The 16,422-nt window shown below is 68.0% G+C and carries 17 protein-coding genes and 1 tRNA gene; 8 read left to right on the forward strand and 10 right to left on the reverse strand.

What is annotated here, in order from left to right; all coding sequences use genetic code 11:
* The first annotated feature begins 67 nt into the window (after nt 1–67).
* Together ACFY10_RS19695 and ACFY10_RS19700 are read left to right on the forward strand one after the other, a co-directional pair.
* Entirely contained in the window at nt 68–469 is a 402-nt protein-coding gene (locus ACFY10_RS19695; RefSeq protein WP_351473886.1) for an XRE family transcriptional regulator, read from the forward strand.
* Between the two features lie 664 nt (nt 470–1,133).
* Entirely contained in the window at nt 1,134–1,508 is a 375-nt protein-coding gene (locus tag ACFY10_RS19700; RefSeq protein WP_390666416.1) for a hypothetical protein, read from the forward strand.
* A 33-nt stretch (nt 1,509–1,541) separates the two neighbouring features.
* On the opposite strand, the gene istB is transcribed toward ACFY10_RS19700, so the two are convergent.
* The gene (gene istB / locus ACFY10_RS19705; protein WP_390666417.1) at nt 1,542–2,264 is read right to left on the reverse strand and encodes an IS21-like element helper ATPase IstB; all 723 of its coding nucleotides are present in this window, start codon (nt 2,262–2,264) and stop codon (nt 1,542–1,544) included.
* Between the two features lie 497 nt (nt 2,265–2,761).
* Here istB and ACFY10_RS19710 point away from each other — a divergent pair, with 497 nt between their 5' ends.
* A complete protein-coding gene (locus ACFY10_RS19710; protein WP_390666418.1) occupies nt 2,762–6,496 on the forward strand; it encodes a helix-turn-helix domain-containing protein in 3,735 nt (1,244 codons plus the stop codon).
* A 382-nt stretch (nt 6,497–6,878) separates the two neighbouring features.
* A complete protein-coding gene (locus ACFY10_RS19715; protein WP_390666419.1) occupies nt 6,879–7,640 on the forward strand; it encodes a ribosome-inactivating family protein in 762 nt (253 codons plus the stop codon).
* A 337-nt stretch (nt 7,641–7,977) separates the two neighbouring features.
* On the opposite strand, the gene ACFY10_RS19720 is transcribed toward ACFY10_RS19715, so the two are convergent.
* Both ACFY10_RS19720 and ACFY10_RS19725 read right to left on the reverse strand, forming a co-directional pair.
* On the reverse strand, nt 7,978–8,637 hold the full coding sequence (locus ACFY10_RS19720) for a hypothetical protein (RefSeq protein WP_390666420.1): 660 nt from the start codon (nt 8,635–8,637) through the stop codon (nt 7,978–7,980).
* Nucleotides 8,550–9,308, reverse strand: a complete 759-nt coding sequence (locus ACFY10_RS19725; RefSeq protein WP_390666421.1) for a hypothetical protein — start codon at nt 9,306–9,308, stop codon at nt 8,550–8,552. The genes ACFY10_RS19720 and ACFY10_RS19725 overlap by 88 nt, the downstream gene beginning before the upstream one ends.
* Before the next feature lie 296 nt (nt 9,309–9,604).
* Between ACFY10_RS19725 and ACFY10_RS19730 the strand changes: the two genes are divergently transcribed.
* Nucleotides 9,605–10,012 carry a hypothetical protein gene (locus ACFY10_RS19730; RefSeq protein ID WP_390666422.1) on the forward strand — a complete coding sequence of 136 codons (408 nt, stop codon included), beginning with the start codon at nt 9,605–9,607 and terminating at the stop codon, nt 10,010–10,012.
* Between the two features lie 403 nt (nt 10,013–10,415).
* Here ACFY10_RS19730 and ACFY10_RS19735 read toward each other — a convergent pair whose 3' ends face one another.
* A complete protein-coding gene (locus tag ACFY10_RS19735) occupies nt 10,416–10,682 on the reverse strand; it encodes a hypothetical protein (RefSeq protein WP_390666423.1) in 267 nt (88 codons plus the stop codon).
* A 42-nt stretch (nt 10,683–10,724) separates the two neighbouring features.
* Here ACFY10_RS19735 and ACFY10_RS19740 point away from each other — a divergent pair, with 42 nt between their 5' ends.
* Both ACFY10_RS19740 and ACFY10_RS19745 read left to right on the forward strand, forming a co-directional pair.
* Nucleotides 10,725–11,765, forward strand: a complete 1,041-nt coding sequence (locus ACFY10_RS19740) for a hypothetical protein (protein ID WP_390666424.1) — start codon at nt 10,725–10,727, stop codon at nt 11,763–11,765.
* 240 nt (nt 11,766–12,005) lie between these two features.
* Nucleotides 12,006–12,078: transfer RNA gene (locus tag ACFY10_RS19745), tRNA-Arg, on the forward strand.
* A 90-nt stretch (nt 12,079–12,168) separates the two neighbouring features.
* On the opposite strand, the gene ACFY10_RS19750 is transcribed toward ACFY10_RS19745, so the two are convergent.
* The 4 genes from ACFY10_RS19750 to ACFY10_RS19765 form a co-directional block, all read right to left on the reverse strand.
* A complete protein-coding gene (locus ACFY10_RS19750) occupies nt 12,169–12,540 on the reverse strand; it encodes a tyrosine-type recombinase/integrase (RefSeq protein WP_390666425.1) in 372 nt (123 codons plus the stop codon).
* A 140-nt stretch (nt 12,541–12,680) separates the two neighbouring features.
* Entirely contained in the window at nt 12,681–13,055 is a 375-nt protein-coding gene (locus tag ACFY10_RS19755) for a VOC family protein (protein ID WP_390666426.1), read from the reverse strand.
* A 182-nt stretch (nt 13,056–13,237) separates the two neighbouring features.
* Nucleotides 13,238–13,441, reverse strand: a complete 204-nt coding sequence (locus ACFY10_RS19760; protein ID WP_390666427.1) for a hypothetical protein — start codon at nt 13,439–13,441, stop codon at nt 13,238–13,240.
* Nucleotides 13,442–13,727: 286 nt separating this feature from the next.
* Complete coding sequence (locus ACFY10_RS19765; protein WP_390666428.1) at nt 13,728–14,063, reverse strand: hypothetical protein; 336 nt, start codon at nt 14,061–14,063, stop codon at nt 13,728–13,730.
* A gap of 52 nt (nt 14,064–14,115) precedes the next feature.
* Between ACFY10_RS19765 and ACFY10_RS19770 the strand changes: the two genes are divergently transcribed.
* The gene (locus ACFY10_RS19770; protein WP_390666429.1) at nt 14,116–14,304 is read left to right on the forward strand and encodes a hypothetical protein; all 189 of its coding nucleotides are present in this window, start codon (nt 14,116–14,118) and stop codon (nt 14,302–14,304) included.
* Between the two features lie 787 nt (nt 14,305–15,091).
* Here the strand turns inward: ACFY10_RS19770 and ACFY10_RS19775 are convergent.
* Both ACFY10_RS19775 and ACFY10_RS19780 read right to left on the reverse strand, forming a co-directional pair.
* Nucleotides 15,092–15,466, reverse strand: coding sequence for a hypothetical protein (locus ACFY10_RS19775; RefSeq protein ID WP_390666430.1), 375 nt, complete (start codon nt 15,464–15,466; stop codon nt 15,092–15,094).
* Nucleotides 15,467–15,908: 442 nt separating this feature from the next.
* Complete coding sequence (locus ACFY10_RS19780) at nt 15,909–16,376, reverse strand: hypothetical protein (RefSeq protein WP_390666431.1); 468 nt, start codon at nt 16,374–16,376, stop codon at nt 15,909–15,911.
* Nucleotides 16,377–16,422: the final 46 nt, after the last annotated feature.

The raw sequence follows: 16,422 nt of genomic DNA on the forward strand, positions 1-16,422 counted from the left end.
GTTGCCTGACACGCGACCAGTCGGCCACCGGCCAGGCGTGCAGTCAGAACACGAGGGAGGAAATGCCATGGCCACCACAGCCAACAACCCTGCAGCCGCCAAGAGTGCAGCAAGCGCCGAGCGAGCCCACGCCACCACGGTACGCATGTCCATCGCGGACATCGCCCGATTTCTGCAGGACAACCTCGGCCAGCGCCTGACCGCTCGCATCACCAACATCAACGATCCCCGGCAGGTCGGCAAGTGGGCTTCGGGCGATTCAGCACCACGCCAGGATGCCGAAGACCGACTCCGCGCGGCCCTGCAGGTGTTCCAACTCATCCAGGACGCTGAGAGCCTCTACACAGCACGTGCGTGGATGATCGGGATGAACCCCCAACTCGAGGACGAAGCCCCTCTTACGGTGATCGCTGAGGGGCGCTTCAAGGACGTCATGGTCGCCGCACGTGCTTACGTCGACGGCGGCTGACTCACTGCAGTTGGACACAAAGGCCAGCGCAAACTTTCGTGCCGCCTCGCAGACAAGGCCGCGGGGCGGCACAGCCACGCCCCACGGGGAAGGCGCAGATCCTCGGTGCCCGGCCGCTCATCGGCTCCCCGGCGGCTTCGGCCAAGATGCTCCTACGGCAGCCGCATCCAGCAGATCACCGAGGCGCAGCCAGGCGGTCGGCCCGGAGTAAGTGGCCGGGCAGGCCGCAAACCGGTCCCACGCATCCTGATCGGCGCTCAGGGCCTCACGTACCACGGAAACCACAACCGGATGTGCGCTTCCGTAACGATCACCCCGGGCACGCAGCACCGACCAGGCCGGCAGGGCACGTACCAGTTCTGACGTGATGTCCCGCCTGGCCAGGACCAGACGAGTCCAGGCCTCGCGTGGCTAGGGCGGCCTTCAACGGCTCCACCAAGGCGACTCCAACTGGCCCCAGTTCTGGGGTGATTGGTGAAGATCAGGCGTCTTGTTCTGGGCCCGTGGGGCGTCCCGATTTGGGACCTTCGCGGTGGCGGAGCGGCGCAATGTGGCGGTGGCTGGGGGCGATCGGCGGCATGATGGCTCTGGTGGCGGTGGTCACCGGTGTGGGGAATGACAGGATCGACGCGCCGGGTCAGGCAGGGTTGGTGAGGAGAGCGAAATGAGCGCCGAGGGTCCAGAGCCGGCTTCCGACCGATCCGTTGGTGGTCAGTTCGCGGAGGTTCCCGAGGAGCGTCGGATCGCCGTCGAGCGGTTCCTCGCCAAGAGGCCCGAGCTCGTGCCGTATGCCAGCAACCTCCTGCGTCGGCCCGACATCGCGCCGCTCGCGGTCGAGATGTTGCTGAAGTTTGAGGAGTTCGAGGCGGAGGAGCGGGCACGGCGCGAGACCGCTCCCAAGGCCCCGAGGTCTGCCAGCTCTGGCAGGGGCAATGCATGGCTGGACTACGTTGCTGCTTTGTCAGGCGACGACATGCGGCGTCTCGCTGTCGAACTGGACGGTGAGATCAGCCAGCACCGTGACATTGGTGATCGGTGATCGTCAGCTGGTTGGCTGTCGAGCGGAGGCGGGTCAGTTCATCCCGTTGATCTTGTTCGCTTTGGTGCGGGCCAGGCGATAGGACTCGGTGCCGGTCTCGATGAGGGTGGCGTTGAAGGTGAGCCGGTCGACGATCGCCGCGCAGAGCCTGGGGTCGGTAAAGGTCTTTGACCAGCCCGTGAACGCTTCATTGGAGGCGATCGCGATGCTGTTCTTCTCCTCCCGCTCGGTCAGAACCTGGAAGAGCATCTCGGCGCCGCGGCGGTCGAGTTCGAGGTAGCCGAGTTCGTCGATTTCGAGGAGGTCGACGCGTCCGTAGCGGGCGATGGTCTTGCCCAGCTGCTTGTCGTCAGCGGCCTCGACGAGTTCGTTCACCAGGCTGGCTGCGGTGGTGTAGCGGACGCGGTAGCCGGCCATGGCGGCCGCGGTGCCCAGGCCGATGAGCAGGTGGGATTTGCCGGTGCCGGAGTCCCCGATCAGACACAGCGGATAGCCCTTGGTGATCCAGTCGCAGGTGGCGAGGTTGTGGATGACGGCCGGATCGACGTTGGGGTTGGCGCGGTAGTCGAAGTCGCGCAGGGACTTCTCCCGCGGGAAGTGGGCGGCGCGGATGCGGCGTTCGGCCCGGCGACGGTCGCGGTCCTCGCACTCGGCCATCAGCAGTTCGGCCAGGAAGCCTGCGTAGGACAGGCCCTCGCGTTCGGCGCGGGCGATGGTGTCTGCGGCCTGTGCGCGCATGGTGGGCAGCCTCAGCATGCGGGGAACCGACGGAATGCGTTGGTCAGGGGTATGCACCCCTGCGAGAAGATCGTTTCCCGCGCTGTGCCGTCGGTTTTCCCGCGGCCCAGGCCAGAGGCTGGTTCAAGGATTCAGGGGTGAGGTCGGATCCGCGAGGGACGGCGTGCGCAGCATGTCCGGGCCCCCAGCGACCAACGACATCGAACTCGACCGTGTCGAGGACGTGCACGGGCCACGCCCCGGGAAGACGGAGCCGCGGTCACTGCCGTCGGGATCGTTTGCGTCCTGGTTGTGAGGTGTTCGCTCGGCAATGAGAGCGCCAGGCCGGACCGAGCCCGGCAACCCGAGAGTTGTCAGCCATCCCCCTCTCATCAGGGAAAACAACTCAGCAACGCGGGTACGAACAACTTCTCCGGCGGACATCACAGTCGGAAAGGGTTCTCGCCCGAGGGGGACGAAAAGTACCTTGTGCTGCTGATCAGCATGTTCTTCTTGTATGCGAAAGAGGCTTCGCCATGGGGCGCCCCGAACTACCGGTCGACCCGGCGGCCGGTCCCGTGCAGCGACTCGCCCATGATCTTCGGGAGCTGCGCCGTTCGGCGGGTGGCGTGTCGTACCGGGCCATGGCGAAGAAGGCCGGCTTCTCGGTGACGACCCTGGCGAAGGCGGCGAGCGGCGAGCGGCTGCCGTCGTTGGCCGTGCTCCAGGCGTACGTCCAGGCATGCGGGGAGGACCCCGCTGAGTGGGAGGCCCGGTGGGCGGAGGCCGAGGCGCTGGCCGGGGAGGAGCGGCAGGAGGATGCCGACGCCGCACCGCCCTACCGCGGCCTCGCCCGCTTCGAGCCGGACGACCGTGAGCTGTTCTTCGGACGGGACCGGCTGATCGACGAGCTGAGCGAGCTGGGGTACGGGTCCCGTTTCGCCGTGGTGTTCGGGGCGTCCGGCAGCGGCAAGTCCTCCCTGCTGCGGGCCGGTCTGATTCCGCTGCTGCGGGAGAAGATCGCGCAGCAGGGGCGTACGGCGGTGCTCCGTATCCTCACTCCGGGAGCCCGGCCCGCCACCACCTACGGGCACCTGCTGACTCCGACGGCCGACGACCCGGAGAGCTGGGTGGTGGTGGACCAGTTCGAGGAGATCTTCACGCTCTGCCGCGAGCGCGCCGAGCGGGACCGCTTCCTCGACCTTCTGCTCGCCGCGCGCGACCCGGGAAGCCGACTGCGCGTGCTCATTGCCGTACGGTCCGACTTCTACGCGCGGTGCGCCGAGCACCCGCGGCTGGCGGAGGCGCTGCACTCGAGTGGGCTGCTGGTCAGGCCCATGACCGCGGACGAGCTGCGCGAGGCGGTGATCGGTCCCGCGCAGGCGGCCGGGCTCATCGTGGAGCGGACCCTGACCGCACGGATCGTCGAGGACGTGCTCGACGAGCCCGGGGGACTGCCGATGCTGTCCCACGCCCTGCTGGAGACCTGGCGGCGGCGCAAGGGACGAATGCTGACCCTGGCCGCGTACGAGGCGGCCGGCGGGGTGCGCGGCGCGATCGCGGCCAGCGCCGAGGAGGCGTACGGCGAACTCTCACCGGCGCAGGCGCACGTCGCCCGGCACCTGCTCCTGCGGATGGTCGAGCCCGGCCAGGGCAACGCCGACACGCGCCGCCCGCTCAGCTGGGAGGAAATGGCCGGGTGGGAGGACCCTGAGGTGCGAGCCGTCGCCGGGCGGCTGACCCGGGCCCGGCTGCTGACCACCGACGACGGCGGGGTGCAGCTCGCCCACGAGGCACTCATCACCTGCTGGCCGCGGCTGCGCGAGTGGATCGACGCGGACCGGGAGCGGCTGCGCCAGCACCGGCAGCTGACCGACGCCGCCCGTACCTGGCTGGAGCACGACCGCGACCCGGGCACGCTGTACCGGGGCACCCGCCTGGCGCGGGCCGAGGAACTGTTCGCGGGCGGCGACGGCAGCGACGACGGCTACGACGGTCTGACGTCCGAGGAGACGGCCTTCCTGGTCGCCGCGGCGGAGCAGCGGGCGACGGAGGAGCGGGCCGCCACCCGGGCCCGGCGCCGCAGCCGCACGCTCACGGCCTCGCTCTGTGCCGTGCTGGCGGTGGCCCTGGTCGTCGGCCTGACCGCGCTGCGACTGCGGCAGGACAGCGAGCAGCAGACCACCGACACGGCGGCCCGCCGGGTGGCCGCGGTCGCCGACGCACTGCGCACCACCGACCCGCGCACCGCGATGCTGCTCGGCGTCGCCGCATGGCGGACCTCCGCGCTGCCGGAGTCCCGCCGTGCCCTGCTGGGCGCGCTGGCCCAGCGCGAACTGGACAACTTCACCGACCCGGCGCCCGGTGACGCCCCGGCGCGGTTCCTCGACGTCTCCGGGCGCACTCTGCTCAGCACCACCGACAGCAGCACCTGGCGGACGTGGGATGTGGGCACCCACCGCCGTATCGCCTCGGGGCCGCTACCGCACGGGGCCGTGTACGACGCGGGTCCGGGCGGCCGGGTGCTCCTCATCCAGACCGCTGTCAGGACCCAGCGGCTGTGGGACACGCGAGCGAGGCGCTGGATCGGGGATCCCCTGCCCCTCGGGGACATCGTGAGGTTCGGGGCGAGTGGCCGCAATTACGTGGTCACGAGCATGTTCGACGACCGGGCTCGGCTCTACTCCGTCACCGACGGCCATCTGGTCTTCCGGACCCCGTCGGCCGGCAGCGGGGAGCTCGCCGCCGCGGCGGCCGACGACCGGCTGCTGGCCGTCTGCCCGCGCGGCCGTGCCCCGCAGGTCTGGGACACCTCCACGCGCAGCGTCCGCTCCGGTGCCTGGACGAGCGCTCGCGGCGTCTGTGATGCTGACCGCACCCACCTCGGCCTCACCGGCGGCCGACTCCTGGCTCTTGCCGGGGGCCGGGTACGGGTATGGGACACCACGTCGGGACGAGAGCTCGCCGACGTCGCCCACCCGGGTGCCCTTTCGGCCGTCGTGAGCGCGGACGGCTCCTTTCTGGCGACCGGCGGCGGCCAGGAGATCAGAGTGTGGCGTCTGTCCAAGCGCGGCGCCCCCGTTTTCCGACACTCCTTGGACAACGAGTCGCTCTCGGGTCTCGCCTGGGACCCCTCGCGGCCCCTGCTGCGGTACCTCGAGGGAGGCACGGTCCACACCCTCGACCTCACCACGACGCTCACCCGCGCCTGGCGCACGAGTCCGCTCGCAGGGGTCAGGCTCAGCCCCGACGGCAGGACGCTCGCCACCGCCGAACGTAGCGGTGACCGCTACGTCGTCCAGCTGCGGAACACGCGTGACGGCCGTCTGCTGCGAACCCTGCCGACCCCGTCACGTCCTTCCTTCCGCACCGGCGTCCCGAGGGTCCCCGGGGACATCACCGAGCCCTTGCTGTCCTTCAGCCCCGACGGCGGCACGTTCGCGTACGGAGTCTCCGCCCCCTGGGACACGGCGCCTCAGCGTCTGACGGTGTGGGACGTGGCCGCCGGACACACGAAGGCCACGGTGGACCTGGCGACGGCGTCCACCACATCCACGGACACGATCGCCCTGGGACCGGGCGGTCGTACGCTCCTCACCGCACGTCTGACCGAGGGCGGCTACTTCAACGAGACATGGGACACCACGCGGCACCGGAGGACGGCGCTTCTCCCCGGCCCGGCCGGCCGTCATCTGGCCGTCAGCCCAGACGGCGGGCTCCTCGTGACCGACAACCGCGTCGTCCGGGCGGGCCGGTCCCACGCCCATGACCTCGTCCAGCACGACGACATCGGAGCCATCGCCTTCGCGCCGGACGGCGGCCGCCTTGCGGCCGGCGACGGGACAGGGCGGGTGGCCATCTGGGACGGCGGTCTCCGGCACCGAGCGGGCATCCTGAGGAACGTCTTCTCGGCGCCCACCGATCCGTCCACCGGCTCAGCCGAGACGATCACGTCTCTCGCGTTCAGCCCGGACGGCAGCACACTCGCCGTGGGCGGCGACGCGGGCACCGTCCAGCTCTGGGACATCTCGACCCAGCAGCCTCTCGGTCCTCCTCTGCCCACCCCCGGTGAGAGCGTCGACACGCTCGCCTTCAGCCCGGACAGCACGATGCTGTACGCGGGCAGCAAGCACGTCCCGATCCAGCGGTACGTCGTGGATCCTGACCGGGCGGCATCCCTTGTCTGCTCCCGTGCCGGGAACACGGAGCTGACCCGGGCGCAGTGGCACACCTACGTTCCGGACCGGCCGTACAGGCGGGTCTGCCCCTGACCGTCACGAGCCTCGCGCCGGTACGGCGCGAACCAGCCGGCCGCCCCCGCGTACCGGGAGATCAGCGCGAGAGCGTGCCTCGCGCTCCCTTGGCGACCTCGCGGCCCATGAGAGGGACGAGATCGACGAGACGGGAGACGACCGGACGGCCCCTCCTGGGCATCCCCACCGGCACAACCCGGCTGTGACCCGTGGTCTCGCGTCCTGCCGCAAGGCGCGAAGAAGCGGGCGGGGCGTCGAGCAGCGGGTTTACATCCGGACAAGTAACGTGGAACTTGATCCTCCGGAATTGTTTGCGGTGGCCAAGGGGGCCTGCCGGACAACCTCCCGGCTGTGAGCGTCGGTCGTGACATCGCTGCACGTCGAACAACCGGAGCACACCATGCCTACCAGCGTCCTCATGGTGGTTGCCTTGTCCGTCCTTCTCGGAGTCCTGGTGATCATGCTGGCGCCCAGGGACATCAAGACATCCGCCCCGACGGCGGCGGACCATGTGACGATCAACGCCGAGAACGTCGCCGGCAAGAAACACGTCGACTTCCCACAGGTCCGCTGGAACATCAACCGCGGCTCGGGCGCCTATCTGACCATGCTGGACAAGCTGCGCAACCTCGCCGAGACCTCGGCCAACGGCCGCGTCATGCCTGACGTCGACACCGAGGTGAACGTCGCCATCACCGGCAGCACGGAGAGCCAGAGTTTCGCCGACATCGTGATCAGCAGCGGCAACCACACTCCCACGGTGCATGCGCTCGTACGGCTCAGGGACTTCTGCGTCGTGCGGTTCTTCTCCAGCGACACCCCGCACAACTTCGTCCTGAACCTCGCCTCCGACGTCCCCAACCAGGAGGACGCCGACGACGACTGGTTCCTCGGCAAGGAGGGCTACGACGCCCTAGCCCGCGTTGCGAACCAGTCGCTGACCGCCGTCGACCTGAGCGAGTGCAGCCTTGAGAACAGCCTCAGGGACCTCGGTGTCCGCGGCGCCGACCGCACCGCCCAGGCGCGCGGCATGCTGCGCTACATCATCGCCATCACCGAGGCCTCCCGGTTCCGCCCCATCGCCAACCGCATCGCGAACGGCATGGACCACGGGTCAGATGTCTTCGTCACCGCACAGCAGGTCGGCCTGATGCGTAACTAGACCGGCATCAGCCATGTCCTCATCGGCCGCACCGACCTCTCCGCCAGCACCAGCGTCGCCGGCAACGCCATCGCGGACGTCCGCGTCGCCGCGGACCTGCGCGCGGTCGCTCTCAACGACGGCCCCGAACCCCACCCGTGAGATAGCTCACGCGTCGGGGCCTGCCGTGTGACCTGCCAGGCTGGGTGATGCCTCACAACGATCATGGAAACGAGAAACGGGCCCCTGCGGTGACTTCCGTCACCTGCCGAGGCCCGTTTCGTCGGTTTCTCCATGCGGCAGGCGGTGTCGATCGCGGCGTCGGACGCCTGGGCGGTGAGCGCGTGATGAGCGGCAGTCATGAAGAGTCTTTCCGGCGCAGGTTCAGCAGTTCGTCCCACTGCTCCAGGCGGGGCAGTGGGCGGGCGTCTTCGGGCAGGGGCCTGGCCAGGCGGTGCGCGGTGAGGTGGCTGACCTGCGGCAGCTGCGGATCGGCAGGATCGGGCGGGTCTGGGGCTGCCGGGGCGGCGGTGACGGTGGGGGCCCGGCCGTCAGCCTGTGCGGACTTGCGGGCCTCCAGGGCCACCACGTCCTCGCTGCAGGTGCCCAGCGCAATGGCGGCCCTAAGGCCCGCAATCACGTCCGCGTGCTGCTGGTGCCGGTGCAGGAGAAGGATTCTAACCAGGGATTTCGTCCCGTCGATCTCGCCGAGTTGCTGCTTGGCCAGGGCCCAGAACGCCTCGTGCTCGGCGGTGAAGGTGCCCTCGGCGCGGGCCTGGTGCAGCGCCTCGGAACGGTCCAACGCCCCGGGCTTGCCCAGCAGCACCTCCAGGTAGTGGTCCAGGACCAGGTGCTCCAGGCCCCGGCCGGCCAGCCGGACGTGGCGGGCGATCTCCCGGCGGCCGGCGAAGACGACCAGGGTGTCGCCGGTCAGGTGGACGGTGACCTTGCGGTCGATGAAACCGGACCGGCACGGAGTAGGAGCACATCTCCGTAGAACGAGTGCAGCGCGGTCCACTTCGGGTTCTCCTCCCGCAGCCGGCTGCGGAACATCACCTTGCTGACCGCCGGGGTGAGGTTGTCGTAGCGGACCTGCCCGGTCGGCACCCCGCCCAGCACAGACAGGGCGTGCACGTGTCCTTCGAAGAACGCCTGCTGCCCGCAGGAGCGCGAGATGCGGTGCACGGCCCGGCCCGAGTAGGCCAGTCGGAAGGCGAACAGGTAGCACTTCACCCTCTGCCCGGCCAGGTCGACCCACACTTCCCCGAAGTCCACCTCCGCATCCGCGCCCGGCGCGTTGTGCCGGATCACGTAGCCCTCGGCTGCAGCCCCGCCCTCCTCGGCGATCGCCCGGCGGCGGGCGGTGACCAAGTCCCGCACCGTGGTGTAGGGGAGGGTGACGCCGAACTCTTCCTCCAGCCGCGTACCGATCCGCTTGGCGGTGTGCCGCTGCTTGCGCGGCGCTTCAAGGTCGGCGCGGAGCCACTGGTCGACCGTCTTCTTGTACGGCTCCATCCGCGGCGAGGTCCGCACCGGCCGCTTCCGCGGCTTCGGCACCGGCGAGGCCAGCGCCTCCCGCACCAAACGCCGATGAACCCCGTACTTCTTCGACAACGCCCGGATCGACAGCCCTAGCTGCCAGCTGTCGCGGCGGATCCGGTCAAACAACTCCTGCTTGGACAAGGACATCCACAGCACCCACCCTCGGTGGACCACAACCACCGTTCCACCGCAAGAGCTGGAGTGGGGCCACTTCGCCTCACCACCACCCCTCAGTACCCCCGAACGCCCCTCCCGCTGGGGCCAGTTGAAGTCGCCTTGGTGGAGCCGCTCAAGGCCGCCCTAGCCACTCGCGCCACGGTGGCCCGCCACCGAGGTTCCCACGCAGGCTCTGGGTGAGACGGAGCAGCACCGTGTCCGGGGAGCCGTGTCGGCGCAGTACGTCCTCGAAGTCGTCGTCGGATTTGCCCGATGACCAGGGCGCCGTGGCCGCCCTCCTGGCCGCGCAGCGACAGCAGGCCATGACCGACATCCTGCGCCGCCAGGCGGCCGAAGCCATTGCCTCCGAACTCGCCGATCCCGTAGCCCTGTTGGTGCGATGGGTCGAGCGGGACGACGCCGACTGGTCCAAGCTCTCCACCGTGCTCGGCGAGGCCGACAAGATGGCGGAGGTATTCGCCCGGTACCGGCCCGAGCACGAGCGGACGGTCGAGCATCAGGCTCTTGAAGTGCTGCGCGAATTCCTGGCCAGCTTCCCCGAGCCCAGTCAGAAACGCATGCTCTACACGCTGCTGGCCGCGGGCATGGAGAACGCCCAGCGTCCTCAACACGCCTTGAAGGCACAGGCGTTGCTCAATGGGAACGCCCCGTCCGTCCTGGCAGGTGACGCGTGACCGGCCTGGGGGCTCCTCGTCGGGCGCACGGGATGGCGGGATGCCGGTGAGCACACTTGTACTGCGGTGGCTGCTGTCGCCGCGGACCAGTTGGCATGCGTGGCGCCTGGTGCAGGCCAGTAACGGCGCCGTCTCCTTTGACGCCGCGTGGCGGCGCACGCGAGTGGACAGGCACCCTGAGGAATGGCCCTACCAGGAGTACGGCCATCGTTCCCCCGGGGGCTCGGCGCCCCGTAGCAGCCGACCTCCTCACGCAACTCGCCCGTCCGACGGCGAGCGGTGAGCTCCCGCCACACGGCCCGCCCGGACGGAAACCGGCAATGTGGCTCCTGCAGAGTCGCCAGGCGCTATGGGTAGCCGGACCGGCGTAAGTACAGGCAGTTGATGCTGTGCTGCTGAGGGCTCAGGTCAATGCGCTGGGAGAGAAAGAGATGGGTTCGACACGCCGCCGGTTCACCTGCAGGTCGAAGATGTCGAAGCAGTTGTACGAGCCCGACAGGTCGTGGAACTGTTTGGGTTCAAGGATGCCGTCCGGGTCGAATGCGCAGTACAGCAGGGCCTCTTCGTGCACGACGTCACTGATCACGTCCCCGAAGGGATCAAGGACCAGCGACACTCCCTTCGTGCTCTGCTCGGCAACCCGTACTGCCTCCTCGCCCAGGGTGCGCACGCACACTTCTTCAAGAAACATCTCAAAACGCACCTCGATGCGGTGCGCGACACGAGCCGGGATCTGTGGATCCGCCAGGCACTCACCATGGGGATGATGGAGGAATCAAGGTCGCGTGGAAGCTGGATCTATCCGGAGCGTGACCAGGTCATCCACGGTGACGCGACCGTTGCCGCACCACCCTCCACGCAAACCCGGCACGAAACCGTCGACAAAGAAACAGGTGAAGTGCGGCACCACCGCGTGGACCCGGACGCGAGTTACACGACCGAAGGGGGAGGCCGGAGGGTTTACGGAAACAAGTTCCTCTCCCTCGCCATTCGCCTCGGCGCGACCCCGCACAGCCGCGTCATCCTGGCCCTCGAAGCCGTCCGCCACAAATCGGCAAAGCGCGACCCCGAACGCGAAGACGAAGGAACGGCCGTTGTCCGGCTCGTTCACTACCTCATGAGCAAGGCACCTGGAATCCGCGCATTCACCTACGACACCGCCCTCCGCGGCGTCCACCGGGCACCTCTGATCGCAGACGGAATCGTCGTTTTCACCCCCCACCACGGAGGCCTCGAACCACACGCTCTGGAGCGTTACGAGAAAAGCGGCAAGCGCAGGTGCAGCCATGATCTATACGCTGTTGAAGGGCGGGTTTGTGAGCGCCGCTTCACCGTGGACGGCAATACCTATTACATCCCTCTCCTCGTCGAAGAACTGGAACGACGCAAGCAGAAGACGAGCCGCTTCTACCACCGCCTCGTCATCCCCTGCTCCCACGGCGACCACACATTCCGCATTCGCGTGGACGAAACCAAGGAGGACCGCGAAATCGACCCCTCCACCAAAAGGCAGCGCTTCAACAGGGCCGAACATCTGCGGCAGATTCCACCCGACACACCCGCCGGTCGCCGATTCAAGGGATTCCGCCAGGACAGCGAGTCGAACCACTCCCGCTTCGACCAGTGCTACCCGCACAAGCGCGCCCCTGCCTACGGCGCCAACGCCGGCCTGCTGATCTACATCGGCTACGCCTGGGTCAACAACTCCATCACCCGAGGCCTGGCCCGGAGGCACTACGACCTCGCGGCCTGACCCCGCCATCCTCCCTGACGCCCCCCGGCACTGGGCTCCCGCACCGGGGCTGTCTACCCGATCTGCCCTGCCACCCAGCAGCCAACAAGACCAACCCCCCAGCCGCACCTGCGCCAGCCGCTACACTGTGGGCGGTGGTACGGCTGCACGCCAGCCATGCCGTCACAACCCTGCCGGGAGCACGTCTGACGCCCTCACCATCTGGGCACCAATTTCAGACACGTTTTCCGACAGATCCCCGCCTTCGTAGCTCAGGGGATAGAGCACCGCTCTCCTAAAGCGGGTGTCGCAGGTTCGAATCCTGCCGGGGGCACAGCAAGAAGGGCCAGTTCAGAGGCTTGATCCTCTCGAACTGGCCCTTTCGCATGATCACGGCCGTGCCACACACGTGCCACAACGTCCGCTAGGAGTCCGCTGCACCCCGTTCCTTGCGGATCATCGAGCCGAGCCGATCGGCGATCTCGCGGTCACGGCCGTTGACCATGTGCTGATAGATCAACGCCGCGCGCGGTGTGCTGTGCCCCATCCTCGTCATCAGCTCACGCAGGCTCGCTCCCGAGGCGGCGAGGGTGTTCCCGGTGTGCCGAAGATCGTGGAAGTGCACGTCTGCCGTGATCCCCGCCTTGGTTCGCGCGTTGATCCAGTCGTCCCGGAAGTTGCTCCGGCGCAGCTGACCGCCCCGAGGCCCGACGAAGACATGGCCATCACGACCGGCCCCGGCAAAGCTCTCCAGGTGTCCCTTCACATCCGGCAGGAGTTCGGTCGGAAAGGCCACCGGCCGGACGCCGGCCGCCGACTTGGGGGCCTTAACGGGCAGGTCAACAGACTGCCCGACTCGCCGGAAGCCTACGGGGCCATGATCACTCGCGCCAAAGCAGCTCCCGGCCAAAGTCGCTACACCGACCGCGTGGGCACCTAGACCTTCCGTCTGGTCAGGCAGAAGGGATGACCGGCCGGGTCTGCGAGGACCCGCCACCTGTCACCACCCGGTTGGTACTCCGGCTTGTCCGCCCCCAGCGCCAACAGCACAGCCTCAGCCTCGTCGAGGTCGTCGACCTCGAAGTCGAGGTGGAATTGTTGCGGCACAGTCTGGTCGGGCCAGCGCGGAGCCTGATAGCCATCGACCCGTTGGAACCCGATGAAGAGCCCGTCGTCGCAGTTGAGTCCAGCGAAGTCACCGTTGGACTTGGGATGGAGCTCAAAGCCGGTGGCCTGACGATAGAACGCGACCAGCGCCTCAGGGTCAGGGCAGTCGAGAGTTACCGCCGTCAACTTCATCTGCAGGGGCATGGCACCACACCATAGTGATCAGCTCCCACACAGTGATCCGTGCCCCTGGCGTGCCCGACAGGAAGGTGGCCAACGGGGAACAGCGGGGAATCTCGCCGAGAGACCCAGAAACGTGCAGGTCACCGTCTCACCAGCTCAGCCCCGAGCCGCATACGCGATCTTCCAAACTGGTGCACCGCCGATCAGGAGTAGAAGCCCCGGCCGTACTCCTCGGGCCCGACAGCGAAGTCGTCCGGACGGTCGCGCCGCAGCTCCTCATAGCGGACCGCGAACACATCGATGGCTTCATGAATCGTGCAGCCCAACGTGTCGCGGATCGTCTTGATCGCAGAAACGATCCGATGATCGATGATGTCGCGGTCTACGCTCGCAGGCAGCGCGGTCACGGATCCTCCGAAGTCGCCGTACAGCAACGGAGTACAGCAACCAGGCAGACCACAGTCAACCGAGTAAGACCCCTTCCACCCTTGCTGAACATCGAAACGGCCCTCAGCGACCGCCCCGCCCGTAGTTCGCATCGAGGAGTCGTGGCGCGGTCCCAGGGCCGTGCCACTCTCGTGCCAGAACGGGCGGGGACTCACGGGGAACCAAGGTGCAGAGAGGGCACGCAGCCCCGCGTAAGGCCAACGCAGGAAACAAGCAGGTCAGACCGGTGATCGCCCAACCTCGCTCCTAAAGCGGGTGTCCAGTGCGCTCCCTGATCCACACCCGATGGAACGCACCGGCCGGAATGGGCTCCAGCGGATCCTTCTCAGGATCGATCGCTTGGTCCGTCAGGCCGCCGTGCTCGTCCTCCAGGTGCCTCCAGCTATACCGGTGGAGTTGGCCGGCCGAGGTCAGCTCTGCCTGCTTGATGGCGATCAACTCACCGCGGTCGGGTACAGCTTCGATGTACCAGAGGCCACCTTCCTCGTCCGCATGGCGGAAGTGGTGCCGCAAGGTGGCGCCCTCGTCGAGTGCTCGGTAGTACGCCATGATTTCTGCCGTGATGCGCTCCAAGTCAGCCACGAGGTCATCGTGCCAGCGGGCGCATACGGAAGCACAGCGGGAACGGGGAACTGTGAGCAGGAGACGCTACGTAGCCCGGGGTGTGCCAGGCGGATACCGTGTCTGGGACAACCGAGGACGTCGATGGTGGGGGGATCTCTACGAGTTGTGTCCTGACGATCTCGTGGCCGAGCTGAACGGTCAGGCGGATCCTGCACGGATCACTGCGCTGATGAAGCGCTACAGGGCGCAGAAACGGTAGGTACGACCGAAACGCGGATGACGGACGCGCGCACCACAAGCGCACCAGATCAGGCGGGGAACAACGGGGAACCACGGTGAAGGCAGCCAGGCCCAACGGGACGAAGCCTCAGCCGTTCACACCGGCCAGCGACCTCCTCGACCACAAAGAGCCGCAGCTTCCCAAGCTGAGAGCTCTGGGTTGGTGGACACCGAGGCGTCCCATGGCCCAGCCGGTGGGGCTTGCCCGGGCCGACGGCAGGGCAGCGTGGCCAAGCTCGGTGGGGGTGCAGCGAGGCACACGCGCGCCTGATCGGTCGGCGTGCCCGCCGCCCTTCCTGCCGGGGGCACAGTGTCTGACCAGCGCGTTTACCTCTCCGAGGTAGACGCGCTGTTCGTCGTAGCCGTGGCATTAGCCGTCAGTAGGTTCCACGTCATGGCAAACACCAAGGTCGAGACCACTCAGCGAGGCCGCATCCGGCGCAATGGATCGGGCTACCAGGCGAGCGTCTACGTCGGGCGCGATCCGCTCACAAAGAAGTAGATCTACCTCTACGAGCAGGCCGCGACGCTCCCCGAAGCGGAGAAGGCCCGCACAAAACTCCTCCACCAGGTCAACGAGCAGCGCCACCCCAAGACGCAGGTGACCGGCCGAACTCCGGCCCACCCACGGCAAGTCCGTGCACGACGATAGCCTGGGAGACTGCCGCAGTATCCGGCCTGCTGCCCTGCTGGACAAGCAGGTTGCGGCCCACTTCCGTAGAGCCGTGCTGCACCCGCTCCTCGTCACATGGTGCGGGCGGGCCGGATCAGCACTCGCCGCGCCACCTCACGGACTTGACGGTGATGTTGTTCCAGTGGTGTTCGTACTGGCCGGAGCCGGGGGCGTAGTGGATGCAGGTGGAGTAGCTGATGCCGCTCGCCTCGTAGTCGAGCTGGACATGGTCGGCGCCAGGGTCGGGGTAGCCGTTGTTGAAGGTGGACTGGACGTTGAAGATGGTGCCGGACCAGTTGCCCTGCGTCGCGAGGAGCAGTCTGCCGGTCTCCCAGTCGCCGGAGTACACACAGAAGGCGCCCTTGGGGCAGGTCCGATGGTTCACTTCGGCCGAGGCCGGGGCGGACACCGCGACGGACGCGGCGAGTGCACCGGCCGCGGCGAGGATGCCGACACTGCGACGACGCATGATTGTTCCCCCTTGAGGTCGTGACATCGCATGGAACGCCGGGGCGGCAGGGACCTTCGGTCCCCCGGCCGCTCCCTCGACGGCTTTGCCCATCCTTGGTGATGCGCCTGCCGAAGCCAATCACTTCGATCCAGAACGAAATGAGCTGGCCAGCCGGCCTCCGGACACGCCAGCAATGACTCGAGGCACGTGAATACGGCTATGACGTCGTTTCAGTTGGCGTGATCTTGCGGCAGCCCCCCGGCTCGAAGAGGGAACGGGATCAGTCGCTGTCTCCGTCGTCACCGGCAAACCCGAAGTGCCGGAGAAGCTGACGGTGTTCGGGTTCCTCGATGGTGGCGAGCCGCGGAAATTTTCCACCGGACAATACAAGGAATTCACCGCCGGGGAGACCGGGCCCGCCCCCCGTAGCCGGGCCCGGCCCTCCACGGGTGCCGACTCCTCAGCCCGTGAAGGCGAGCCACCCCGCCATGAGGAGCGTCACCCCGGCCAGGACCGCGGCCGTCACCGCGGGTGGGCTCCACCGGCCGGTCCGGGCGTGCGAGGACCTGGCCAGGAAGGCCGCCCCCACCCCGAGGATCACCGGCAGCCCTGTCCAGAACACGACGATCGTGGCCGCACCGAGCACAGCCAGCAACAAGGCGCGGAGACCGGTGCGTTCGGCGGGCCGTGCCGCGGCACGCCGCACCACCGCTCCGAACACCACGGCGCTGCCCAGCACGGCGAACGCGACCAGCAGGGGCAGCACTCCGAGCCCGTGCCGGCTGGTCGACACGTCCCAGGTGTCGCCGTTCAGCGGTGTGCGCACGTACGTACCGACCAGCATCACGCCGAGAGCGACGGCGGCGACCGCGACGGCCGTACGCATGACGTTGTCGCTTCCCTTCGGCATCGGCTTTGTGGATTCCACGGGTCCTCCCCCGGTCGGCGGCCCCTGCCGGACCACTCGGCCACCA

Origin of the sequence: Streptomyces sp. NPDC001401 (assembly GCF_042895385.1) — a bacterium.
GTDB lineage: Bacteria > Actinomycetota > Actinomycetes > Streptomycetales > Streptomycetaceae > Streptomyces.